Genomic DNA, 24,770 nt, shown 5'->3' on the forward strand with positions numbered 1-24,770 from the left:
CTGTTCAACGTATTCTTGAAAGATGTCGCGGAGTGAGCCCAGGACTGAGTTTTGTTGCGCGATCGCAAATAACATAATCTTCCTCATCTCCCTCAGCAAGTCAGTTGACATGGAAACCCTAAAGCGAATCCGGATCAACTCCCAGCTCTCTTAACTTTTCCGCCAATCGATCAGCCCGAGCTTGCTCTTGATCAACCTGAGCCTGGGTCTGATCAACTCTTTCCTCTGGTGTCAGTAACCGATTCCCATCTTGGTCATACCAATAGAGCCATTCCCGCTCTCGTCCCAGATAAGTACCCCGCTCACGTCCCAGCCCCAAACCAATTTCAGGCAACCAAATCGGTCCACCTTCCAAAAGCTGATAGGTGCCATCCACCAGTTCATAAACCTCTAGCGGCTGTCGCTGCCGACGAGCTCGCGTGCTGCTAGATGGATTTGGCAGATAAACCGCATAGTAGGGAATGCCTAGATCCGCATAAATGTCCTTTTTACGTTCGTATTCCCCACCATAGGTTTTAGAAACCACCTCCAACGCCAAGGTGGGAGCAATATTGTCCTCTTCCCACATCACATAGCTGAGGCGACCCTCTTCGCCAATAAAGCGTTCCACCCCTAAGCTCAGGAACCCATCAGGAACAACCGCAGGTGTTGATGGCGCATAGTAAATCCCCATATCCACACCAAAGAACCAGTCCTGACGGTCAGGCCATGCCATTGCCAAAATTGCCTCCAGTAGATTCGGGATTAAATTCTGTAACTCGTTATCCACAGGGGTATCATCTGAGTCGGGCAACTCAGCAGAGGAAGGCAGACACTGCTGCTTAGGGTCATACTGTAAAACCACTGGTCAAGTTCGATTAGACCGACAATAGAGCTATTGTAATGCGATATCTATAGAGCAAGGGTGACAGCGCAACTTAAGCCTGTTTGGCTTTGCTGAGTTGCCGTTGTATCAGACATTCTTGAAAGATGTAGTGGAGTGCGCCAAGGACAAAACCTTGTTGTGCAAAAGATATCCATTCCATTACGGTAACTTCATGGCATTCACATCAGATGACTACGAAAATACTGTTCTCTAATTGAAGGTTATTGTCAGTGTGCTCATAAATTCAGAATCATAGTTATGGATAGACGTAAGGTCACGTTGAGGTTGTTGGGATGTGGGTTGATTGCTGGGCTGACTGTACTAAACTTACGCCCAGCTATGGCATTTCATAATGAAATTGAAACCCTAAATGCTTTAGCACCTGGGCCTAATAATTTTTCGGCCCATGGGGGTGATGTGATCATGATTCGTACCCAGAGTGCAGGTGGTAATACGACCTGTTTTCCGATGGTGACTCCCACAGAATCTTTGTTGCCCATGGGGGAGGTTAAGCGAACTGCCAGTGATAGAACCTATGTATTTGAGGTTTATGAGGAGGGTACCTATGAGTATCGTCTGCCAACGCCTCTAGATGAAACCGGGAGTTGTTCCATCACTGTAGGTTTGGCAACACGTTATGAAACATTAATGCTTGAAGCTCAGGAGCTAGAGCGTAATAGTTATTGGGTTGTTTCTGAAGAAGAGGCTGCTAAATTCCTTCAAAGGCAACAAGATGCAATGGCGTTTTACCAAGAAGCAATTGAGTTGGAACCAGAATATCCTGATGCATATAAGCGGGTATTAGAGTTGTTGTTAGAGATTAATGTGACTGATTTTGATCTGGAACAAGATGAGCTGGATGAGTTAGGAGAGATTTTCCTGCATTGGCCAAACTCAGCGCGGATGACCATGATTAATTATTTAGAAGCCTTGGCACAGATCTATGAAAAGTCTCCTGACTGGCAAGAAGAGAAAGGAGATGATCCTTTATTTTTAAAAGGCTTTGCTGAATTTGTTCAGACAGGAAACGCACCTGACGTGGTGAGAGAGTTATTACTGGAAGGCCGAGGAGGTTAGGGATCATAATGCAGGGTGCTATGCTCTTTCGAAAGTTCGCTGTTAGCGTTGGTGCTAATAACTACACCTATTCAGATGCGAGTATTACCTGTGACGAGTGCGATAAAAAGGCAACAAAATAATTACCCTTCTGATTATCGAAGTGTTATACGATAGTCCTGAGCCCTATGATTGAGTTGGTAAGTTTAGGATGTATCGTCAGAACTTACTAATTTTATCAAGGGTGAGGTGTTTTTATAGTAATCCATAACCTACATCGCAATGCACGCTATAGATTACTGTCAGGTATGACACCGATGGAATTTAGACTTTATTGTCCATCATCCTCGTCATAAGAAGAAGTTCGTAGATTCTCCTGACGCTCTTTGATATGATTTATTCTCCCTAGAGGAGGTGCTTTACCTAAAGTTAGGTTTTCAAACGTTTCGATGTTTTCTGCCTTCTCAAAGAAATCTGGATCAAACAGATTCAAGATTTTTTCCGCATAGAACTCCATACTTTTTTTTCAAAAGTTTTTGGTTTTAAGGAAGCCATGCTATATATGAGCTCAGAGGTATTATGAACAGGTTTATTTTGATTGTCTCTAAAGAGATCGTGATAACGTAGACAATGTAATGTCTCGCTGACTTTTTCTCTCGACAGATTATGATCTTTCTTCATGCTATCTCGTATAGCTTTTGTTATGTCATTGAAACTAAAAGGCTTATCAGAATCTTCGATTAATTTTATGAGCTTATTAAATACAGCACTTCTGGACTCTGGTGTTAGGTTAAGCCTATTTTTTCTGAAAAAAGTTTCAAGGCTATCATCAGAAACTGTTACCTTTCTATTTTCTTCTTCACTAAAAAAATCATCATCAATATTATCGTTTTTATAATCGATTGAAGACTGCGAATACTTATGGATCTTTATTGCTCTCTTAATATATACTAAGAAGTTATTTTGGTCTGCAACAGTAATATTCCAATGATGAGTGCGAATATCTGCTTCTGCTTCTTCAATATCGAGTACAACGAAGATAGCATTTTGGGGGGCTAAGCTTAATCTTTTCGCATGATTATTAAATTTTTCAATATCATCATGATAATGTTGACCAGCTTTGCATTCAATCAAAAGTGGTTGTCCGTTGACAAGAAAGAACAGGTCTAGCTCTGATAAGTCTTTCTCTCCGTAGGCAATTTTTGGATTTCTAAGATATTGATAGTCAACACCTTCTGAATCAAAAAGCTCAACCACTTTGTAATAAATAAAGCGTTCAAACCAGCCACCGTCAAAAAAACCTTGTATGTCTGGGCGATCATATGAGTTTGCTATGATGAAGTCTGAAGTTTCTTTATTTTTAACTAGCTTCCCCAGTGATAGATAGTCACTTGACTTAAGCTTTTTAAGATATTGATTGTGAATGCTTTTTGCTCTTGAGTCGTAGTCTCGAAAATCAAAACGAGTTCTCTTACCTACACTGCTTCTTAATCTCCGATGGAATTTCTTAAGGACCGAATAATTATCGCCAAGATAAAGAGATAATCTATCGAGTAAAGTATCAATTGTGGGGTTAGGTTCATAGTAATTTTCAACTTCAATATTTTTGGCTATGAACCATTCGATGACTTTTTGAGCTGTTTTATCTTCTAATGTTTCTTCATGTTCAGAGATAGCTTGCTCTCCAACTTCAATGATAGCTTGACTATCACTAGAGGTAGATACTGTTGAGATAGAATTTATTTTTAATTCCAATCCTTTTAGAGCTTGCTTGATGTAATCAATATCATCAGAAGTATCATTATTTTGGCTAGTAGATGTTTTATCAACCTTCGATTCTAACTTTACTAATCTTGTTCTAATGCTATCGATTTCATGTGAGTTTAATTTTGGCTGGCCTAGTCTTTCTCTGGGGATATCTTGAAGCTCATTGATCTTTATTTCATAAGTTTTAGCTGTAAGAATAATCTCTTCAATTGCTTTTTCTGTTTGAATAGCTGAAGCAGTCAAATTGTCTAATTTTCTTTGGTATGTGTTCTGGGCTTTCTGCTGTTTAATGCCAAACTGTTTGAGACGTTTATCGTGATGAATATATCCGCCCGCAGCACCAGCACCAGCGACCGCGCCTATAATCATTCCCTTTATATTCTCGGGGATCAACCAAAAACCAACTGAACCAAAGAAAATACCCGAAACCAAAATGGTTAATATGCCTTGTTTATTCGAATTCATATCGCATTAGCCTGTAGAGGACTACAGGAATAAGTTCATAAATTCTGTAAATGCAATATGTTCGCTATCGTGTACTGTTGGTGTAAAGTCTAGCCTAAAAATGCTGTAGATGACACATATGGTATAGATGACTTGATACTACAAGTCTATGTATTTGCTGAAAAAGCTTGTTCTGAAAACATGTTACAAAAATTAAATCTGAGCCATGTTTTGCAGACATAGTAGTCTATTGCTGAACAATGATACTACTCATGCGTACTGTCCTATGGCCTAACTAAAATAATAGGAACTTAGATGTGGAGCTTGGACGATGTCGTTAACTGCATCACGTTTGACCAAGTCAGTTTTGAGAGTATGGTTAACGTTACTAGCTCTGTTGAGTATTCCCTTATCTGCTAGGGCTCAGCCTGATCCTACACCTGAAGACAATCCGCAAGTTCCCTATCGTCTATTATTACCCTTGCTACAGCCCTATCCTCTATTTGGAGAGACGGTACAGTTACACATTGGCAATGATGTTCCAGATTTACCAACTGAACTACCAGTACCTACTGCTGGAGTGCATCAATGGACTATGGTTACAGCACCTTATCACTTGTTATTTTTTGAGGTAGATGGAGAATACTCGCAAGTTGAGTCTGACTATTTAGAAGACTTGCAACATGCTGGATGGGAACGCTGGATGACGCCTGAGTTAGAACCCGGCCTGGAGATCACCGATACGGAAGATAGCGCTACTACTGGTGCACTAGTAATTTCTATTACCTTTGGTAGACCGAGTGAACCTTTGCCAGAGTCAGAAAACCAACAAGTATTTTGCAAACAAGGAAGTGATATTCAATTATCGTTTAATACTTTTCAAAGCAGTTTAGATACCACTAAGCTCAGAGTTACTCTGATTTCTACACAATCTGGCTTTGCATGTAATTCTGAGAAAGACTCGTGGGCTGAGTCCGAGAGTACGTTACTATTCGAATCTGATATTTCAGAGCTGTTGCCAGAATTATCACTATCCCCCCCTAACGATGCACAACTTGAATTTTTAGATAGTAACGGTGGTAATAATTATTTAGACACACAGACCAAGATTCAGACAACTTTATCGTTAGGGGCACTAACGGCTCACTACTCAACCCAAATGCGCCAGCAGGGTTGGAGCCTGCAAAGCCGCAGTGGTAATGATCGCTTGCAGTGGTCTGTGTGGTCTCAATCGGTTGATTCCGAATTACCGCAGCAAGCGACAGTTTATCTGTTTGCCACAGAAGAACCCGAGCACTATATAGGAATGTTTGGCCGGAGACGCAGCTCGCAACAAGATTTTTGGCCCGATCTTGTTACTGATAATATTCCAGATGGAGAAATCCCCGAAAGTACAGCCCTAGGAATCTTGAAAGATATGGGGCAACTCTCTGACAGTGAGGAAATTGAGTTATGGCTGAACCAGCTGCCACCTGCCTTTTCTGATAACTTACCTGTTCCTCCAGAAACGGTTGTTTTAGGGGGTACATCAGATGTTGTAAAAGATATTGCGATATTAGAAACCTCACTACACCCCGGACTAATATCTGACTTCTATCGTGAGTCTTTGACTGAAGATGATTGGCAGATTCGTGAAAATGTTCAATTGCCTAGCTTTAATTTTGGTTTCGAGTCTTCTAGATTTTATTCTTGGTTTCCTCAATTATTTTGTCATTCGAACGGAGTAGATGAGCTTATTTTACAAATTCGACCTGTTCAGAAGGAAGCATCAACTATTTACCTTGAGCGCCATGCCATTGGTTCGTTATCTCCTTGTAGTAGCGAGGATCAGTTTTACGTAGAAAGAGGTAGGCTCTCGGATATTTGGGGAGATTTAAATCTCCCCATACCAACCCTGCAAACACCATCCAAGACATTTGTTCAAAGCCTAGGCAGTGGGGGTAGTGCAACGAACTTTGATTCAAATGTTCATATTTCTAGTCAGCTAACGACAGATGAGCTAGCAGAACACTACTTAGGACAGATGCATCAGGCTGGCTGGCAGCAGCAAGCAGTAGCACAATCAGACAAATCACTAGTCAGTGTTTGGACCTTTACAGACGACTCGGGTGTGCTCTGGCGGGCGTGGTTAACCCTAATTGCGCAAACTGAAACAAATCAATGGCATGGTTCTTTGTCCGCATTCACTGAAAATAGGGATGTACAGCATATAGAAGAACCAGCTCTTGATTTTTCCGAGTAGTACGCATAGACTAATTTTAGTGGCCTTCTAGTTCATATGATCTAGATTGCGGAATCATTGGTAATGGCTCATTTTCCGGAGGTGTTATGGGCAGCAAGCTTCTAGTTCGTGATGAGACCACATTGGGGCAAAGCAGCCATAGCTTGATGCTGACTTTCCCAACGGAACGGATTACCGTTCAAGAGTTGATTCGTAGCCGTATTTATCAAGAAGTTAAAGACTATAACGTCAAACTGTCGGATCATTTCCATGGCTTAGTAAAACCCACAGAAGCAGAGCAAACGTTAAATGGATACAAGTTGCGTCAGCCTAGGAAGATTGATTGGGAGAAGCAATATGATCAGGCTATTGAGGCATTTTTGGGTAATGGCTTTATTGTGCTTGTTGATGATCAGCAGGTGGATTCTTTAGAAGAACAGATTGAAATTCGGTCTAATACTTCGGTCTCTTTTCTAAAGCTGGTGCCGTTGGTAGGTGGATGACATGACTAGAAAGCATTTTGATGAAATTACCTCTGCTGTTCAACTGCTGGTGGAGGAACAAAACTGGCAGTATCCCTATACATTTCAAACCATCAAGTCTGCTAAACCAATTTTGGCCATGAGTTCAGCAGAGCAGGTTTTAGTGGTAATTGAGATTGCACGCCAGTTATCACAGACCCAAGAAGATTGGCAGTTAATTTCTCATTTGGAAGAAGCGCTTTTTGAATTACTTTCACGGCGACTCCCAATAGGCCATGATGACCTATTATTGCTGCTAGAGCTTTTGATAGAGCCTGCTGATGTTTGGGATCGAGAGCGACATCGGAATTATTTTCACTATAGCTATACTCTTATTAAGAATCTACCTACATTAGTCAACACGATTGAGTCTTATTCAAAAGATAATGAGTTGACTTCAGAATTACAGTCAACCGTTGGAACTCTCTGCTCAAAGTTGGAGCACGGTCATATATATTACCGTCGGGAAATCTCTCAACTCAGGATAGCTAGCCAGCTTTTGCCCATTGTGCCCGGGGAAGCATGGTCAGATGTGGCAATATCGGATTTATTAGCTCTATCAACATCAGCACAGTCTGATTGGAAGAAGTTGCTTATTATCTGTGCCAATGCTAAGCAGTCCAAACCCAGTGCAAAATGGAAGCGTATATCAGCGGCTGCGTTAGAGAAGGTCGGTCACGAGGATTTTCGCCAAGCTATTGTGAGATGGTTCCCATTGGTTGATAAACCTCGTACTCAACCAATTAGACATTATGAAGATCAGAGTCATCTACTTCATGAGGTTAATGTAGATATTCTCAAAGGCTTAGTCTGGCTGTGCACCAATTTTGAGACGGCAGATATTGTTCGAGCAGTGGGTGCTTTGGGTTTATCTGCCTATCGACGAGTCAAAGGAGTCGGTGAACGCTGTGTCCGATTAGGCAATGCCTGTGTGTGGTGTTTGGGACAGATACCGACTGAAGAGACCATGGGGCAGCTGGCCATTCTCAAAGCTAAGGTTAAATATAGGGGGGCTCAGAGAGAGATTGCTAAAGCGTTGACGGTTATTTCCAATAGAACAGGGCAATCGCTAGAAGCCTTAGCTGAAGAGGCTGTTCCTACCTATGGTCTCTCAGAAGTTGGCAAAAGACAGGAGCAATTTGGAGACTTTACGGCAACGTTGTCAGTTGTCGACACTCAAACGATAGAATTTGCCTGGTATCGGCCAGATGGGAAAAGACAAAAATCTGTACCAAAGTTTGTTAAAGAACATCATCCTAATGAGCTAAAAGCGCTTAAACAAGCAGGAAAGGATATTAAGAAACTGTTGTCGGTGCAGTGCGATCTCATTGAGAGCAGTTATCTTCAACGTCGCACCTGGACCTATGCAACCTGGTGTAAAAACTACCTAAACCACCCATTAATAGGGATTTTAGCCAGACGCCTCATCTGGCAGTTTCATATTCAGGAGCAAACAATTCCAGCCATTTGGTGGCAAGGTCAGCTTGTAACGACAGAGGGAAAACCGCTGGAGAAAATACAACCAGACACTACGGTAGACCTATGGCATCCTCTAAATATGGCCACTGAACAGGTGCTGGCTTGGCGTAGTTGGCTGCTAGACCATCGAGTAAAACAACCCTTTAAGCAAGCCCATCGAGAAATTTATCTATTAACTGATGCGGAGAAAACAACAAATACTTATTCCAACCGATTTGCGGCACACATTATCAAGCAACATCAATTTAATAGTCTATGCAGAAGTCGAGAATGGGAGAACTACTTAATTTTATCGTTTGACTGCCGTGAACCAGGTTCACAAGCGCGACGACAACTATCTGAATGGTCACTACAGGCAGAATTTTGGATTGAGGCCATTGTTGATAATGCTGAAGATCCATACGGCGCATATCCATATCTCTCTACGGATCAAGTCAGGTTTTCCACTACTGATGCGCCTAATACTCCAATATCCCTGTCAGATGTTCCAAAACTAGTATTTTCTGAGGTGCTGCGTGATGTGGATCTATTTGTAGGCGTTGCCAGTATCGGCAATGACCCCAACTGGCGACCTGGTCAGCAGCAAGAGCGCTACAACACTTACTGGCAAAGTTATTCATTTGGGCAACTGTCAGAAACGGCCAAAACGCGGCAGCAGCTCTTCGAGAGCCTAATCCCTCGTCTGAAAATAGCTGACTGTTGTCAAGTCACAGAGCGCTTTTTAGTTGTTCAGGGCAAACTACGGACCTACAAAATTCATTTAGGAAGTGGCAATATTCTTATGGAGCCAAACGATCAATATCTCTGCATTGTACCGGGTCGTACATCCAAATCTAATACTACGAATGTGTTTTTACCATTTGAAGGTGATGGCACCACAGCAATAATCTTGAGTAAAGCTTTTTTACTCGCTGCTGACGATAAAATTAATGACCCTACGATTGTTTCGCAGTTAAAACTCAGGAGTCTATCTGCTTGAAATCTCATCAGGCAGTATTAATGTGTGGAAGCTGGATAAAAGAAAAGCCCCCACTTATAGGTAGGGACTTAAAGAACTGAACAATCAGGGAATAGTGTGCGAAAAAAATTATTCGCTTTCCCTACTTTTTCTACTTGTCATCCAGGGCAGCAATACCTGGTAGAGTCTTACCTTCTAGCAGTTCAAGGCTGGCACCACCACCGGTAGAAATGTGGCTCATCTTATCAGCAACACCCACTTTTTCTACAGCGGCAACGGAGTCACCACCACCGATGATGGACATGCAGCCATTGCTGGTAGTAATCTCAGCCAGAGTGTTGGCAACGGCTTCGGTACCCTTGGCAAACTTATCAAACTCAAATACGCCCATGGGGCCGTTCCAGATAACGCCCTTGCAGTCAGCCAGAGCAGCCTGAAATACCTTAATGGAGTCGGGGCCGATGTCTAGACCCATCCAACCATCGGGAATTGCTTCAATACTAACGGTTTGATCGTTGGCATCAGGGGCAAAGTTGTCGGCAATCACCACATCAGTAGGTAGCAACAGCTCAACACCCTTCTCCTTAGCCTTAGCTTCCAGTGCCTTAGCCAGCTCTAGTTTGTCTTCCTCCACCAGAGACTTACCAACATCCAGGCCACGAGCCTTGTAGAAGGTAAAGATCATGCCGCCGCCAATGAACAGTTTGTCCACTTTCTCTAAAAGAGTTTCGATGACGCCAATCTTGGAGGATACCTTGGAACCACCTACGATGGCAGCAAAAGGACGCTGAGGACTATCTACAGCGCTTTGTAGATACTGAAGCTCTTTCTCGATGAGTAGACCACTAACAGAGGGGCTAAGATATTCAGTGACACCTGCAGTAGATGCATGGGCGCGGTGAGCAGTACCAAAGGCATCGTTGACATACATTTCAGCAACGGAGGCCAGGTTCTTCGCAAACTCAGAATCGTTGTTAGTTTCGCCATCGTAGAAACGTACGTTCTCAAGCAGAGCAACCTGACCATCAGACATGCCATCGACAGCAGCTTTAACTGCGTCGCCAATGCAGTCGTCACACTTGATGACATCCTGGCCTAGCAGCTCAGAAAGACGAACAGCAACTGGCGTCAGACGCATGCTGTCAACAACTTGACCCTTGGGACGTCCGAAGTGGCTGCAAAGAATCACCTTAGCACCCTTGCTGGTCAATGCTTGGATGGTAGGCAGTGCAGCACGAATCCGGGTGTCATCAGTAATTTTGCCTTGATCATCGAGGGGCACGTTAAAGTCTGCCCGCATCAGCACGCGTTTGCCTGACAGATCAGCCGCTGACAAATCAGTCACGGATTTCTTTGCCACAGAACTATCCTCCTTATCTCCTAATGCAGTTTTGTTACGTTACGTACACCCCACTTCAAAGCTAGGACAAGCTTGATTACCCTAGATGTAAAGCGTTGATACATTTTCGTTACTCACTAGGTATTATCGCTTATTGCGGCTCTGATTTTTGATCGAAGTCTGAGGGTTTTCCCACGTTATGTTTAAGACCGTTCTATTTCCGATAGATGCTAGTCCCGAAGCTCAACAGGCGGCTTTTAAGACTGCGGAGTTAGTGAAACATCATCACAGCCATTTGATTTTGCTGTCGGTCGTTGAGACCTCAAATGGGCACAATGCTCATCCTGAACAGGCCTCGCCTGAGGCGGTTGCCCAGCTGCTCGAGAAAGCGAAGGCTGTATTTACAAGTCAAGGAATTGAGACAGAAACCATTGAGCGAGAGGGCAATCCTGCATTTGTAATCTGTGATGTGGCTGACGAGATGTCGGCGGATCTAATTGTGATGGGCTGTCGTGGTATAGGCCTGACCCCGGAAGGGCAGTCGGAAAGCGTCAGCAATCGGGTAATTAACCTGTCACCCTGTCCGGTGATGGTGGTGCCATGACTTCGCCGTCTATTCAGTGGTATCCCGGTCATATTGCTAAGGCGGAGCGCTCTTTGAAGGAGCAGCTAAAGCGCGTTGATGTGGTGCTGGAAATTAGAGATGCGCGTATTCCCTTGGCCACCCATCACCCTGAGGTGGATGATTGGCTTGGGGATAAATCGCGGGTGCTGGTGCTTAACCGAGTAGATATGATTTCAGCGGAGGCGCGGCAGTCCTGGCAAACCTGGTTTAAAGAACAGGGGCAGGCGGCTTACTTTACTAATGCAAAGCAGGGTAAGGGGGTGCAGAACCTGCTGCGGGCTGCCCAGGATGCGGGCAAGGCGATGAACGAGCGGCGTAAACGCCGAGGGATGAAGCCGAGGCCTGTGCGGGCTGTGGTTATTGGCTTTCCTAATGTGGGGAAGTCAGCTCTGATCAATCGGCTGCTAAAGCGTAAAGTTGTGGTGAGTGAGCGCCGGGCAGGGGTCACACGACAGTTGCGCTGGGTAAGGATTTCAAATGAAATTGAATTGTTAGATGCTCCGGGTATTATCCCGCTGAAGCTAAATGATCAGGAAGTGGCGCTAAAGCTGGCAATTTGTGATGACATTGGTGGTGCTGCCTATGATACGCAGCGGGTGGCGGCTGCGTTTTTGGATTTGATTCAGGACTTGGACCAACGGGATAAAGCAGGTGGATATGAAGGTGCGATCGCATCCCGCTACGATACCCCATTAACCTCTGAGACTGGCGAATTTTATACGGGGGAAACCTACTTATCAATATTGGCCCAGCGTCATAACGATGATTTAGAGCGAGCGGCCCATCAGTTGCTCAATGACTTTCGCAAAGGCCATCTAGGTAACCTGGTGTTGGAATTACCTCCAGTACCGATGGTCGAACCCACATCATCAGTTGCTGTTGGCCAATAGCATATCGTGTCCCTAAGTGTACGTTTGACGTGTGAATCTTCGACAAAGATTAAATTCATCCATCGGTTTGAGATCACGTACTGAGATAGGATGCGGATCAAATGGGAAATCTTGATGGGTAATAGTGATAGATAGCCAGGCACTATTACCCAAAAAGGGACACAAATCAGAGCGGTGAATTTATCTAATGCCCCCACGACCAAGGTGTCGGTCATCGCCCCAGATGTTTCTGGTGGTGGGATGACGCGTGTTTATCTAGTCAGTCAGATTTTGCAAAAGCTAGGGCATGATGTCGAGGTCATTGGCTGTCAGTTTGGGGATGTGATTTATCCACCGCCCCCTGACACGTTGTCGGTGACTGCGGTGCCAGGCCAACAACTGCCTCAGTTTATTCAGTCGGCCACTCAGCTACTCAATCAGATTCGGGGCGATGTAATTTACGCCATTAAGCCTCGACCAACGAGTCTTGGTATTGCCCTTTTGAAAAAGATGTATACTCGCCGACCCGTTTTACTCGACATGGATGATTGGGAGTTGAGTTGGTTTGGGGGAGAGGACTATGCTTATCGTCCAACGGTTAAACAGTTGGCCCGTGACATTTTTAAGCCCGATGGAGCGCTGCGGGATTTGGAGCATCCCTTCTATATATCGTTAAGTGAACAGTGGGTGCGGCAGGCCGATGTGGTGACAGTCAATAACCAGTTTTTACAGCAGAAGTTTGGTGGCCATTATCTACCTAATAGTAAAGATACGGATATTTTTGACCCAGCTCGTTTTGACCCAGCAGTCAGTCGGCAGACCTACGGGTTGTCTGACTATCGGGTGTTGATGTTTCCAGGTACAGCCCGTCCCCATAAAGGGTTGGAGGATGTGTTAATGGCCATGGATCAGCTAGACCAGCCCGATTTACGGTTAGTCATTGTTGGTGGTCGTAAACCAGATGGCTACGAAGATGACCTGATGGCTCGCTGGCCCCAGTGGTTGATTAAGCTGCCGCGATTTCCCTCGGATCAAATGGCGGAGGTGGTGGCTGCTGCCCATGTGGTGGTGGTGCCCCAGCGAGATACATCGATAGCTCGCGCTCAGTTTCCCATTAAACTCACTGACGGCATGGCGATGGCCAAACCCATACTGTCTACCACGGTGGGGGATATCCCTAAAATTTTGGGAGATACGGGCTATCTTGTAGCGCCCTGTGCTGCTGATCAACTGGCCCAGATGCTACAAACTATTTTAGATAATCCAAAGCAAGCGGCTGAGCGCGGGCGTCTGGCACGGGAGCGTTGTATTCAACACTACAGTGTCAATGCCATGGCAGAAACCCTAGGGCCTTTGATCCAGCAGTGTGTGAAGAGGCAGCCACGGAATCAGTTAGGCTATAAGCAAAATTACAGGCGTATGGAGAGTGGCCGCTAATTGCTTGATTTAAACAATATCCATACATACGTATTCAAAGTTATATTTCTTAAGCGTCGCCTGCCTACTTATTCATGTCTTCCACCCGCTTATTACTTCAGTCGGTTCTCAGATATCCAGTTCTGTTATTTTTTACGATATTACTGGGTTTTTCAGGGGCGCTATTTAATGGTGTAAGCACCTTGTTGATTGTGCCAATCTTACTGGAGCTGTTAGGGCAAGCGGCGCAGTACGCAAGATCTCTACCGCCGATTTTGCAGCGCTTTATTGGCATATTTGATGGCCTGCCTGACAATGCGCGTTTACCGGTGATGGCGTCCGCTGTAGTCGGTGTCATTGTTCTTAAAAGTCTTTCGGCCTATGCCAGTGCTCTGACAGCTGGCACATTGAATCGAAAACTAGCGATGTCGCTGCGGCAACGGGGACTTAGGCTGCTTTTAGATGTGGATTTAGGGTATTTTGCCAGGACTAAAATTGGAGATCTGATTAACCAATTAAACGTTGAGGTGAATCGCACCACCATTGCCATTCGAAATTTGGTGCGCATCATGGTAGTGATCATTACGATCACGGTGTTTTTGATCTTGTTGCTGCTGACTTCTTGGCAGCTGACGCTGATTTCAATCGTGACACTGGGGTCGGTTACCCTGCTGAATCAGTTTGTCGTTAAACGCTCCAAGTCCCTGGGTAAAGAACTGTCTAAAATCTCCAAGGCGTATTCTTCGCGTGTGTTTGAGATTTTGTCGGGTATTCGTTTGGTGAAGGCAACAGCCAATGAAGAGCGAGAATATCAACGTTTAGACAAAATTATCGTCGAACGAGAAAGCGCTGAGTTTAACTCCCAGCTGATTTTTGCGGGTATTGGTCCTTTTAACGAAATTATTAATATTCTGGCGTTGATATTGATCACTGTACTGGGTCGAATGGCCTTTAGTAATCAGCTTGAGGTATTTTCATCGTCGTTGCTGACATACCTGATTATTTTATTTAGAATGCTGCCTTATATTGGTCAGCTCAATAGCCAACGCAGCACTTTAGCGAATACTTCGGCCAGTGTTGAGGTCGTGACTGCCTTGCTCCGGCGAGATGATAAGCCGTTTATGCCTCGGGGCGCTCAGCCATACCGAACTTTACAGGAAGGTATTCGGTTTAACCAGATTCGATTTAGCTACCCAGGCCATGATCAGGAGGTTTTGCAGGGGATTGATCTGTTTTTGCCAAAGGGGCAAACCCTAGCTTTAGTCGGTTCTTCAGGGGCAGGTAAGTCCACATTGGCGGACTTATTACCCCGATTTTATGATCCCACCCATGGGTCAATTGAGTTGGATGGTGTGGATCTGAAGACCATAGATATACATAGCTATCGTTCTAACTTAGGGATTGTCAGTCAGGAAACCTTTTTGTTTAATGCGTCTGTGCGGGAAAACTTGCTATACGGTCGCCCCGATGCCACAGACGAGGAACTTAGGGCAGCGGCTAAGCAGGCCAATGCCTATGAGTTTATCGAGAACCTACCCCAAGGCTTTGAAACCATGATTGGCGATCGCGGTGTATTACTGTCTGGGGGACAGCGCCAACGGTTAGCCATCGCTAGAGCCCTGTTGCAGGATCCTGACATTTTGATTTTGGATGAAGCGACGAGTGCTTTAGATACGGTCTCGGAACGGTTAGTCCAAAATGCAATTGATGATCTCAGTCGTGGCCGTACCACGCTGGTTATAGCCCACCGTTTGTCCACTGTGCATAAAGCTGACCAAATTGCGGTCCTAGATCGAGGCAAAGTAGTGGAATTAGGGACCCATACTGATCTATTGGAGAAGAGGGGGGCCTATGCCAAACTCCATGCGATGCAGCTGACTAAAAGTATTCGTGAGAATGCCAATGGCAGTGGCACCCTTGTGTCGAATGTTTTGCCTGTTTACCGTAAGGCGATTGGTAAGTCATCCTATGAGTTGCGATCGCAGCTAAACTCCATGATTGGTCTGCTGGCGTTAATCCAGGACGATGTTGATGACCCCTATGAGCAAGCAGAGCTGATGGTTCATGCCCAGAACATCGCCATTGACCTGCTCGGTGTTGTGGAAAATCTCGAATCCATTAGTACACCTGTGAGTAAATCCCAACAAACCGAGACGTCTAGTCCAGCACAATCCACCCCGTGATGCTGACAGGTCTGTTTTCTTTAGCATTAAATCTTGTCTGGCCCTGTATTTTTTAATGTGATTTTCTATCTTAATTACCCACTGGATGTCCTATGAAGCGCGGCATATACACCCTGGCAAACGATGTAGTTTACGACCAGTTGGTCGCTCTACTCAACAGCATTGAACAAAACTCGGGACATATTCCGGTCTGCGTGATTGCCTACAACGACCAGATTGAGAAGGTAGCTGCTGAAGTCGCCAAGCGAGAGAACGTATCTCTGCTGAATGACTCTGAACTATTTAAATTTTGGGAAAACTTTTCACTACGGGTGTGGCAAACCCATCCAACGGCGATACAACAGTGGAAAGCGTCAGGTGTGAAAACCCAGTTTTATCGAGTGGGAGAAAACCATCGCTATGTTTCCTTTGACCCGGCAGCTCCCTTTGAAGAATTTATTTATCTAGATGCTGACACGCTGGTGATGCAACCTCTGGACTTTATGTTTGAGCGTCTAAACCGTGCCGATGTCGTGGTTTATGATTTTCAGTTCAAAGACCTCAGCCATATTTTTAATGTCAATTCTGACAAACTGACCACGGTACTATCCGAGGAACGGCTCAAACGTGACATCTTTTGTTCTGGTTGTTATGCCTCTAAGCGCAGTCTGTTTTCTGAAGCTGAGCTGGATCATGTGGTAAAAACGCTGGCCCAGGGTAATTCAGATGTGCTGTACATGGGAGCGCCCAATCAATCGCTGCTGAACTATATGGTGCAGATTAATGATCATACTGTTCATAATGTGGCATTAGAGTGGCGTGCTGAAGGTAAAGCGACGGGAAATGCAGTTTCATCGAAACATTTTGAGGAGAAAGACGGTCTGGTTTATGACGACGGTAAGTTGTTGAGCTATCTGCATTTTATTGGGCTGTCCTCAAAGATATTTCGTCGCGTTTGTGGTGGTGAAAACCTTGATTTCCCGTATCGTAAAACGTTTTTGCACTATCGATATTTACATGAGCCCATGCCAGAGTTTCAGGGCAAACCCCAGCAATATAATCAGCCACCGTCCCTACAGAAACGACTGATGAAAAAGATTGGACTTACCTGAAGGGAGGACTATTGATGACTGGTAAGAGAGGTGTGTATATTGTTGCGAATGAGAAGGTGGGGGACAATGCGATCGCACTCCTCGCTAGTCTGCGCCTTCATGATCCGGATGTACCGGTATATATGATTCCGTTTAACGATGACTATCAATCGCTGTTTCAAAAACTAAATACACTTTACCAAGTGCAGCTCTTTCCAGATCTAGCTTTTCTTGAGGCGTTTACCCAAAAAATTAGCGAGATTTTTCCCCGTGATTTCTTGGCACTCCCCAATAAAATGCGCAAGTTAGCAGCCTGGTTTGGGCCGCTGGATGAGTTTCTTTATATAGATACCGATATTCTTTTTTTTGAGCCAGTTTCTGATACCCTTGCCTATCTAGATCAAGCAGATTTTATTTGTTGTGATTATCATTTCAAGGGTCGTAAACTGCGTGATGTATTTTCGCCCAGTGTGATTGAACGAGGCATTTTTCCTGAAGATATTGTCAATTCTGTTTTTAATAGCGGTCTCTGGGGGGCTAAAAAAGACACCATTACCCTGGACCAGATGTATCAGCGTTTAAGCGAATGTGCCCAAAATCGCGATTATTTTGATTTTTCGGGGGGCACAACAGACCAGCCCATCATGAATTATCTGGTCCTCAACAGCATCGATACACGACTGAATATTGTTCAAGTGAAGGCTGATGAGCCCGGCAGCTGGGGAGGGATGAAGCACTTTGTATCCCGAGACCATGCTCTCTATGATGGCGATACACGGCTGCGTTATTTGCACTGGGCGGGCACACCGATGAGATCGGGGGGGCCGTATCGAGACCTGTGGGAATATTACCGTTATCTCGATGATCCGGATGGTCGTCCGTTAGCTGGCAAATCCCCATCTCAATTACAGCGTCAACCGATCCGCAAACTTAAACAAGCAATCGGTCGGTTGGCTAGACGGATGAAGAAATAACGTTTCACCCATAGTGGACAGTACCCACCCTAAAACGACCTATGAATCTTCCTCGCTGTTCATTGTCCATCATGGTAGCGCGCACCGATATTCCATTCATGATGGAGACGATTCCTCACCTGGTGCACACTAGCCATTATCCCTTTGTGGAGCGGGTGTTGTTTTTAGATACGGCCCCTTTGACGGGGGATAAAGTGGGGCGACCCGGCATTGGTACCTTAGAGCAACTGCGGGATAACTGTGCCCAGCTGATGGCAATGGGGGTGGTAGATCGGCTGGTTGATATGGACTATGACAACGCCTATCGTCAGCGAGTCTATAAAAAGCACTTTGGCTCTGTGCCTAAACCCACCCACAACTGGAAGGGCTATCCCATTCTGGGCACAATTTTCTCTTTAGAAGAAACGGTGGGTGATTATGTGGTGCATTTTGATAGCGATATGCTGCAGCATCAGCAGCCTGGCCACAGCTGGATTACTGAGGGCATAGAGCTAATGGACAAGCGACCCGATGTGTTGTTTGTCAGGCCTTTATCGGGGCCACCACGGGCTGACGGTACCATGAACCAGCGTGTGCCCTATGAACAGGACGATGGGTTCTATCGGTTTAAGTTTTTTGGCAGCCGTGCTTATCTGATTAAAAAGCAAAGCTTCGATGCATTTTTACCAATTCCTGTCCTGTGGATGGACTATAAAAACGAATGGCTAAAGCAGTTACCACCCAGGGTGCTGACCTGGTTAAATTACTGGACCGGTCGTGGCAAGTTAGATTCTTGGGAGGTGATGATTTCTCGGGAGCTTGAACGCACTCACGGTTGGCGGGCAACACTTTCAAATCCTGATGCCTGGACGCTTCATCCTGTGGTACGGAGCCAAGATTACATTGCCGCTTTGCCGCAAATTATTAATGCCATCGAACAGGGGGAATATCCTGCTGGCCAAGAAGGCTATTACGACCTCAACCTCGATCTGTGGTTAAACAAAGTTGTAGGGGCGCACAGCCGTGCGCCCCTACAACTAGAGGATTCCTAATCTTGTCTACGCCGCTCGACTAGGATACTGGTGCAGATATTCTAAAAAGTGAGCCCAGTTAAAGCTGCGGGGATCCTGTCGAGAACCTGAACGATCAACCGCTGCATGGGTGGTAATCCGTGCCTCAGGAATTGTTGTCTGGGCCATTAGCCAGGCTAAGGACTTATACTGCGCATCCGTATAACCACTGTGGGTAGAGGCATTATCCTGGCCATCGGAGGGGGTGACTAAGGAAATGTGATACGCAAAGTTATTGACAGATGACGCAAACGCGGGATTCGTCACAGCGGTTTCAGGACCGTTGGGCCCCTCAAAGACAGAGTTACCTGCGCCAAAGGCCCGTTTTTCAGGAGGGACAACATAGATAACCGTGCCATCGCGGTCAATGATGCTGTGGTAACTTACCTGGTCTTCGTCCCGTGGGTGATACGTTTGAAAGGTATTAATCGCACTGTTGGCGCTCCATACGGTTTCGTGAAGCACGGCCAAAAATTCATGGTTGAGGGGCTGACCATAGGCATCGACATCATATCGTTCGCCATAGTTCGATGGGTCAGCTAGTTCTACCCGCTCAAGGGGTCTATAGGTAGGGTTATTTTCCGCCGTATATATGAGCCCATGGTTAGCTGAGGGCACGTTAGCTCCTGCTTCAACGGTGGCTTCTACGGTGTAAGAGGGGGCTGCTGCTGCTATTCCCTGGGGTGGCCCAAAAAATACTTTGTAGGTCGTTGCCAATACCATCGTTATCACCATGGCTAAACAAAACGCGCCTACGTATACCCCAATTTTGAACCAACGACGATCACCCATGAAAGTTTTTAGGAAAGAACCGGATGGTGAAGTTTGTATGTGCTCATTAAGGTAATGCCTGAATGGCCAATACTTCAAAGAATATTACTCATTTTTTCTAGAATATTGGGTTTGTTCCGATTGTTGAAGTAGCCAAATGAGCAAATTATCTAAATTTGTTGAGGGTATTTAGGCAAACCGTTGATGTTTCGACAGCTTAGCGGTTCTGACGATGCATAAACTTTCGATAATACTGTCGATAAGCGATTTCAATACGGCCACCATAATCTGCGATCGCAGCCCGCTGCCGACGATATAACCCTTGAAAGACATTGGCAAAGAACAGAGTCACCATGGCGACCACTAAGCCAAGGGCTGTGGAAATCAATGCTTCGCCAATGCCTGCTGTAACACCGGATGCCCGAGCCGTACCCACATCGCCAATTTGCAAAGACGACAGGGCCTGAATCAACCCTAAAATAGTGCCCAGTAGTCCCAATAAGGGGGCGAGACCAATGACGGTTTCAAACACAGTACTAAACCGCTTAAGCATCGGGATCTCTGCTTGAGCCGCGCTCTCTAAAGCCAATTTAAATTCATCAGGGGTGGCCTGCTCTAGGGACAGCGCCGCCAAAAAAATTCGCACCATGGGTAACGACGGCTGCTGCTTTAGTTGTTGAATCGCTGCCTTAGGCTGCTGGGCATAATCTACTAGAAACGTATTGACCACACGTTCCTGGTGCTGAGAAATCTGCCACCAAAACCAGCTCCGCTCCAAAATTAGAGTCACTACTAAGATTGATGCGACCAGTAGTGGCCAAATGACGACCCCACCAGCCTTAAAGAGTTCTGAAATTCCCACTAATAGCTCCCTGTTGGTTTTTGGCAGTTTTTGCTATTTATAAAGCAAAAAAACGAAGCTTGCGATCTCAATCGCTATTTATCGGCATATTGCAGCTTAATCCATGATAAGGCTCGATAATACTGACATTTAAATGCTGACATTGAATACCTCAGCGGTAATAATCTGCGTTTATGAGCATTTCAAGACATGTGCTTTTATATAGCATTTTTAACCCTTGTAAACTTATTTGCCAATGACTTTTAGTTAGGTGTCAAAACCTATTATTTTCACGTCAGGATTTCAATAAATACCCACTCAATTTTTAATCACATTTATTTTCTACTTCTTGAGAAGAAATTAAGTTACAGCCATATTGCTTTCATCTACAAATGCCTCATGTATGATGAAGTCAAGCCTTTATTTAATGGCGTGTGTACTTTGATTGGTGGGTTTAAAGGACAATTCAAGACAGGCTAAAAGTTGTGCATGGCTAAGTAATTATTCGCTGTGTTTCTTCCCCTAGGAGCCCTTTGTAAACTCTTGACAAAATATCCCTCAATTGCCCTTGAATACTGGGGGTTCGTTAAAGGGCAATACTAACCACAAGTTAGGGGTGTAAATCATAATAAATTGGATAGGATTAAATCATGTTGAATCACCGTAATACCCTCAGTCATGACACTGGATTTACGCCAGAGCAAGTATTAGAAAATCGTGGTAGGGTTGCCATTTTTATTGATGGTTCGAATCTGTTTTATGCAGCGCTTCAGCTTGGAATTGAAATTGACTACACCAAGCTGCTATGCCGATTAACCGCAGGCTCTCGATTGTTTCGTGCTTTTTTCTATACAGGTGTTGATCGTACTAATGAAAAGCAGCAAGGGTTTCTGCTGTGGATGCGCCGCAATGGATACCGAGTCATTGCCAAAGATTTGGTACAGCTGCCTGATGGGTCTAAAAAAGCTAATCTAGATGTTGAGATCGCTGTCGATATGATGGCCCTTGTCGGCTGTTACGACACAGCTATTTTGGTGAGTGGTGACGGAGATTTGGCCTATGCGGTTGATGCTGCTAGCTATCGTGGCGTCAGGGTAGAGGTGGTCAGTTTGCGCTCTATGACCAGTGACAGTTTGATCAATGTATCTGACCGCTATATTGATTTAGACGGTGTCAAAGACGATATCAAAAAGACTCCACGCAGCCACAGCAATGGCTATACCTATCGCCCACTCACTGGTTTGAGCGTTATGGAAGAAGAGGCAACCAGTGAGCCGGGGTAAGAGCCGTTATCCGTTAGGATAATCTGGGTGACTAGATTATGTACTGGCACAACTAACGCTGTATGAATAAATGGTATCGGTTTGCGGTGATTGCGGCGTTTGTTGCTGTGATAGTCGTAGCTGTACGAACTTGTCAATCGTCAGGAGATACCCTGCAAAGTCTTCAAAATCAGGACGGCACTGAACAAACCGAAGCAGAACTAACGCTTAAAGATGTCACCCTAGAGCAGCCTGACGAGAATGGTGGGCTGCTTTGGCGTGTGAAGGCAAAAGCAGCTACCTACAGTCCCGATCGTCGATTAGCTAGCGTGAAGTCCCCAGAGGGTGAGCTTTTTCAAGACGGAAAGTTAGTATACCGAGTCAAAGCCGATCAGGGGGAAATCCGAGAAGATGGCAAGTCAATATTTTTGCAGGGCAACATTGTCGCCACTAATCCAGACAATCAGCTCACGCTCAATGGCAATAGTTTGGAATGGATCCCCGCAGAAGATCTACTGTTAGTGCGAGACCGTATTCGTGGCGATCATCCCCAGCTCAAAGCCACAGCCCAGGAAGCCCGACTATTTAATAAAACTCAGCGTCTGGAGTTACTCAACGGTGTGGTTGCTAAAACTCAACAAGAGCCTTGGATTGGGTTTGAGTCAGACAAATTAGTATGGCAGCTAGATGCTGAAAAACTCGAAACAGACACCCCCCTAAAGGTAGAGCAGTATGTCTCTGAAGATGATTCTACGGTGACTGATCGCTTAGTGGGTAAGCGGGGAGAGTTTGACCTGGCACAGCAACAAGCCACATTACAGCAGCAGGTACAGCTCAACGCATTTGAAATTCCTTTGCAAACCAATAGTGATATCGCTGTTTGGGATGTGGAGCCAGGTATTATCACGATTGATAAGCCTGTACGCATTCAGTATCCCGAGCGAAAAATCACGGCTAATGCTAATCAAGGCCGTCTAAATTTGATCACTGAGATTCTTGTCTTAAATGGCAACGTTAGATCCGTCGATCAAACCAGACAATCCCTGTTAACGGCTGACCAGCTCACTTGGAATATCAAGACCCAGGATATAGATGGGCAAGGCAATGTGAGCTATCGCCAGCAGGATCCTGCTGCCACGGTGAACGGTGATCGTGCGGTCGGTAACCTAGAGCGGCAAACGGTGGTCGTTACTGGTCGCAATGTCGTCACTGAGATTGTGCCTGAGGCGGTTGAATAATCTCATTGCGTTTAGGATCGCCTAAACGGTACGGCTCTTGATTGAACTGTAGTGTAGCCTTAATGGGATTGGGAACTTGATTCGCCTTACCCCACTGTTTTTCAAGGGAAGCTAGCAACCGATCCTGACGGGCACGCAACGTTTCTAGCCCTGAGCCGTAGTTAATAATGGCAAACCAGACAATACCCTTTTGCTCAGTGGGAAAAGCCCCTGCCAGCGCGCTAACCACGGCTAGGCTCCCTGTTTTGACTGAAGCATTGATGGGTAACGTACGGTCGATCAAGGTGCCCGTGTCGGTGCCAGAAACTGGAAACAGGTCGGCGAAGTTGAGATTGTAAGGCTGTAGTCGGTTCTGAATTGCTTGCATAAGTATAATCACGGCACGGGCTGAGAGTTGATTGTCTTCTCCCAAGCCCGAACCGTTAATCAGACTAATTTCACCAGGAGTGACTCCCGTCTGCTCGGCAATTTTGACCACATTGGCTGAGCCACCGGATAGATTAGCGATCATCTCGGCCATCACATTGTTGCTGTAGATATTCATCGCTTTCAGAATCACTGCTAGCGGTAGTGACTTGTGGCGTACCAACCAGCCTGAGGCCTGATTGATGGTGGGTGCTGCAGAGGCTATCTGTACTGGTCCTTGGATTTGCAGTGTGGGTTTAGGGGTGCCGGGTGGCAGTGTGGCGTATTGTTTCTCTACTGCCCAGCCCCAAGCAGCAGAGTTCATGGCCTGTTTCAACATTTCCCCTGATGCCAATGGGTCTGTGTTGAAATTCATTACAAACTGATCAATGACAATTAAGCTACCCGTGACCTGTTGAATACCAAGCTGCTGTAGTGTATTCCCCAAGGCAATTCCCTCTTCCCAAACAAATAGGGGATCGTAGGCCCCTTTGATAATGAGATTGCCCTGGAGGGTGCCGTTGGTGATGGTTCCTTGCCAGCCGATAAAGGTTTCGAACTGATGATTGACGCCATAGGTCTCAAGGGCAGCTAAGGTGGTGGCCACTTTAGTTAAGGATGCTGCCGGTAAGCGACGAGATTCTTGGTGACGAGCCACTGGATAGCGCCCCACATCGACGGCCACACTTTGCTGGCTAGCCGTAAACCCCAGACTCGTTAGGTCTGCTACATAGCCATTAAGGATGGTCTCAGCGACCGGATCGGCTGCTAGTTTTTGCTGGAGCCATGGTGATTCCCAGGTCGGTCGGATATCAATGTCGGCGAAGTTGATGCTGCCCATTGGTTGCCAAGGACGGGGACCAATGAGAGCGGAGATGAAGGCTAGTTGGAAAAGCCAGTTCACAGCAGTAGAGTATCAGCAGTTTTACTGGCTAAAGATACACTAGTAATCGACTAAAGGCAGTAGTTAATTGACGGGTTTATCTTAAAGATACCCATGGGCAATCGGGAGATAGGGGATGGCTAAAGCAGCGAATGATAACCAGTGGTTGCGGCGATTACCGCTGATTGTAGGCAGTGTGGGCGGTACGTTGCTTATGCTAAATCGGCTGTTAACCTCCGTTGTGACTGACTCCCAGGCGCGTGCTGATGTGGTGGGTGTCTTTTTAAGTGCAATTTTGATTTTGACAACATTGCTGTGGCGTCAAATTCAGCCGGTACCACCAGAAGCTGTGATTTTAGAAGGGGAAGAAGGCTTTGAGTTAGCAGATGGTCTGTCGGAAGATGTTGCTACTGAATTGGCCTGGGCTTCTCACCTATTGCTGACCAATACGGTTACTCGTTCGTTGGTGGCTTACTACGATGGTCAGACATTGATGCGGCGCGGTATTCTTGGTCCCAATAAAGAGGTTGAAGT

At 45.6% G+C, this 24,770-nt stretch carries 21 protein-coding genes; 14 read left to right on the forward strand and 7 right to left on the reverse strand.

What is annotated here, in order from left to right:
- Positions 1 to 118 precede the first annotated feature (118 nt).
- The gene (locus tag DXZ20_RS17075) at positions 119 to 844 is read right to left on the reverse strand and encodes a Uma2 family endonuclease (RefSeq protein ID WP_163669352.1); all 726 of its coding nucleotides are present in this window, start codon (positions 842 to 844) and stop codon (positions 119 to 121) included.
- Positions 845 to 1,123: 279 nt separating this feature from the next.
- Here DXZ20_RS17075 and DXZ20_RS17080 point away from each other — a divergent pair, with 279 nt between their 5' ends.
- Positions 1,124 to 1,942: a hypothetical protein gene (locus DXZ20_RS17080; protein WP_163699447.1), complete on the forward strand. Its 819-nt coding sequence runs from the start codon at positions 1,124 to 1,126 to the stop codon at positions 1,940 to 1,942.
- Positions 1,943 to 2,252: 310 nt separating this feature from the next.
- On the opposite strand, the gene DXZ20_RS17085 is transcribed toward DXZ20_RS17080, so the two are convergent.
- Both DXZ20_RS17085 and DXZ20_RS17090 read right to left on the reverse strand, forming a co-directional pair.
- Positions 2,253 to 2,414, reverse strand: coding sequence for a hypothetical protein (locus tag DXZ20_RS17085; protein ID WP_163699449.1), 162 nt, complete (start codon positions 2,412 to 2,414; stop codon positions 2,253 to 2,255).
- Positions 2,411 to 4,153 (reverse strand): hypothetical protein, encoded by a 1,743-nt coding sequence (locus DXZ20_RS17090; RefSeq protein ID WP_163699450.1) that lies wholly within the window; start codon positions 4,151 to 4,153, stop codon positions 2,411 to 2,413. Before DXZ20_RS17090 ends, DXZ20_RS17085 begins: the two co-directional genes overlap by 4 nt.
- Positions 4,154 to 4,463: 310 nt before the next feature.
- On the opposite strand from DXZ20_RS17090, the gene DXZ20_RS17095 reads away from it, so the two are divergent.
- From DXZ20_RS17095 to DXZ20_RS17105, 3 genes are all read left to right on the forward strand, one after another.
- A complete protein-coding gene (locus tag DXZ20_RS17095) occupies positions 4,464 to 6,374 on the forward strand; it encodes a hypothetical protein (protein ID WP_163699452.1) in 1,911 nt (636 codons plus the stop codon).
- An 86-nt stretch (positions 6,375 to 6,460) separates the two neighbouring features.
- Positions 6,461 to 6,856, forward strand: coding sequence for a hypothetical protein (locus DXZ20_RS17100; RefSeq protein ID WP_163669359.1), 396 nt, complete (start codon positions 6,461 to 6,463; stop codon positions 6,854 to 6,856).
- 1 nt (position 6,857) lies between these two features.
- A complete protein-coding gene (locus DXZ20_RS17105) occupies positions 6,858 to 9,332 on the forward strand; it encodes a DUF4132 domain-containing protein (protein WP_163699454.1) in 2,475 nt (824 codons plus the stop codon).
- Positions 9,333 to 9,462: 130 nt separating this feature from the next.
- On the opposite strand, the gene DXZ20_RS17110 is transcribed toward DXZ20_RS17105, so the two are convergent.
- Positions 9,463 to 10,671: a phosphoglycerate kinase gene (locus DXZ20_RS17110; protein ID WP_163699455.1), complete on the reverse strand. Its 1,209-nt coding sequence runs from the start codon at positions 10,669 to 10,671 to the stop codon at positions 9,463 to 9,465.
- 178 nt (positions 10,672 to 10,849) lie between these two features.
- Here DXZ20_RS17110 and DXZ20_RS17115 point away from each other — a divergent pair, with 178 nt between their 5' ends.
- From DXZ20_RS17115 to DXZ20_RS17145, 7 genes are all read left to right on the forward strand, one after another.
- Entirely contained in the window at positions 10,850 to 11,254 is a 405-nt protein-coding gene (locus DXZ20_RS17115) for a universal stress protein (protein WP_163669365.1), read from the forward strand.
- Positions 11,251 to 12,165 carry a ribosome biogenesis GTPase YlqF gene (gene ylqF, locus DXZ20_RS17120; protein ID WP_163699457.1) on the forward strand — a complete coding sequence of 305 codons (915 nt, stop codon included), beginning with the start codon at positions 11,251 to 11,253 and terminating at the stop codon, positions 12,163 to 12,165. Before DXZ20_RS17115 ends, ylqF begins: the two co-directional genes overlap by 4 nt.
- A 174-nt stretch (positions 12,166 to 12,339) precedes the next feature.
- Entirely contained in the window at positions 12,340 to 13,581 is a 1,242-nt protein-coding gene (locus DXZ20_RS17125) for a glycosyltransferase (RefSeq protein WP_163699460.1), read from the forward strand.
- A 74-nt stretch (positions 13,582 to 13,655) separates the two neighbouring features.
- Positions 13,656 to 15,743: an ABC transporter ATP-binding protein gene (locus tag DXZ20_RS17130; RefSeq protein WP_163699462.1), complete on the forward strand. Its 2,088-nt coding sequence runs from the start codon at positions 13,656 to 13,658 to the stop codon at positions 15,741 to 15,743.
- Positions 15,744 to 15,835: 92 nt separating this feature from the next.
- Positions 15,836 to 16,834: an Npun_R2821/Npun_R2822 family protein gene (locus tag DXZ20_RS17135; protein ID WP_163699464.1), complete on the forward strand. Its 999-nt coding sequence runs from the start codon at positions 15,836 to 15,838 to the stop codon at positions 16,832 to 16,834.
- Positions 16,835 to 16,848: 14 nt separating this feature from the next.
- The gene (locus DXZ20_RS17140) at positions 16,849 to 17,787 is read left to right on the forward strand and encodes an Npun_R2821/Npun_R2822 family protein (protein ID WP_163699466.1); all 939 of its coding nucleotides are present in this window, start codon (positions 16,849 to 16,851) and stop codon (positions 17,785 to 17,787) included.
- Between the two features lie 41 nt (positions 17,788 to 17,828).
- On the forward strand, positions 17,829 to 18,818 hold the full coding sequence (locus DXZ20_RS17145) for a hypothetical protein (protein ID WP_163669377.1): 990 nt from the start codon (positions 17,829 to 17,831) through the stop codon (positions 18,816 to 18,818).
- Positions 18,819 to 18,824: 6 nt separating this feature from the next.
- On the opposite strand, the gene DXZ20_RS17150 is transcribed toward DXZ20_RS17145, so the two are convergent.
- Positions 18,825 to 19,628, reverse strand: a complete 804-nt coding sequence (locus DXZ20_RS17150) for an N-acetylmuramoyl-L-alanine amidase (RefSeq protein WP_163699468.1) — start codon at positions 19,626 to 19,628, stop codon at positions 18,825 to 18,827.
- Between the two features lie 196 nt (positions 19,629 to 19,824).
- On the reverse strand, positions 19,825 to 20,469 hold the full coding sequence (locus DXZ20_RS17155) for a MotA/TolQ/ExbB proton channel family protein (protein WP_163699470.1): 645 nt from the start codon (positions 20,467 to 20,469) through the stop codon (positions 19,825 to 19,827).
- Positions 20,470 to 21,098: 629 nt separating this feature from the next.
- Between DXZ20_RS17155 and DXZ20_RS17160 the strand changes: the two genes are divergently transcribed.
- Positions 21,099 to 21,731 (forward strand): LabA-like NYN domain-containing protein, encoded by a 633-nt coding sequence (locus tag DXZ20_RS17160; RefSeq protein WP_163669383.1) that lies wholly within the window; start codon positions 21,099 to 21,101, stop codon positions 21,729 to 21,731.
- 62 nt (positions 21,732 to 21,793) lie between these two features.
- A complete protein-coding gene (lptC, locus tag DXZ20_RS17165) occupies positions 21,794 to 22,948 on the forward strand; it encodes an LPS export ABC transporter periplasmic protein LptC (RefSeq protein ID WP_163669384.1) in 1,155 nt (384 codons plus the stop codon).
- Here lptC and DXZ20_RS17170 read toward each other — a convergent pair.
- A complete protein-coding gene (locus tag DXZ20_RS17170; RefSeq protein ID WP_348918704.1) occupies positions 22,917 to 24,257 on the reverse strand; it encodes a D-alanyl-D-alanine carboxypeptidase in 1,341 nt (446 codons plus the stop codon). The two genes, lptC and DXZ20_RS17170, sit on opposite strands and share 32 nt — an antisense overlap.
- A gap of 115 nt (positions 24,258 to 24,372) precedes the next feature.
- On the opposite strand from DXZ20_RS17170, the gene DXZ20_RS17175 reads away from it, so the two are divergent.
- On the forward strand, positions 24,373 to 24,770 hold a 398-nt coding region (locus DXZ20_RS17175; RefSeq protein WP_163703521.1), incomplete at its 3' end, for a cofactor assembly of complex C subunit B.

Origin of the sequence: Adonisia turfae CCMR0081 (assembly GCF_011009555.1) — a bacterium.
GTDB lineage: Bacteria > Cyanobacteriota > Cyanobacteriia > Phormidesmidales > Phormidesmidaceae > Leptothoe > Leptothoe turfae.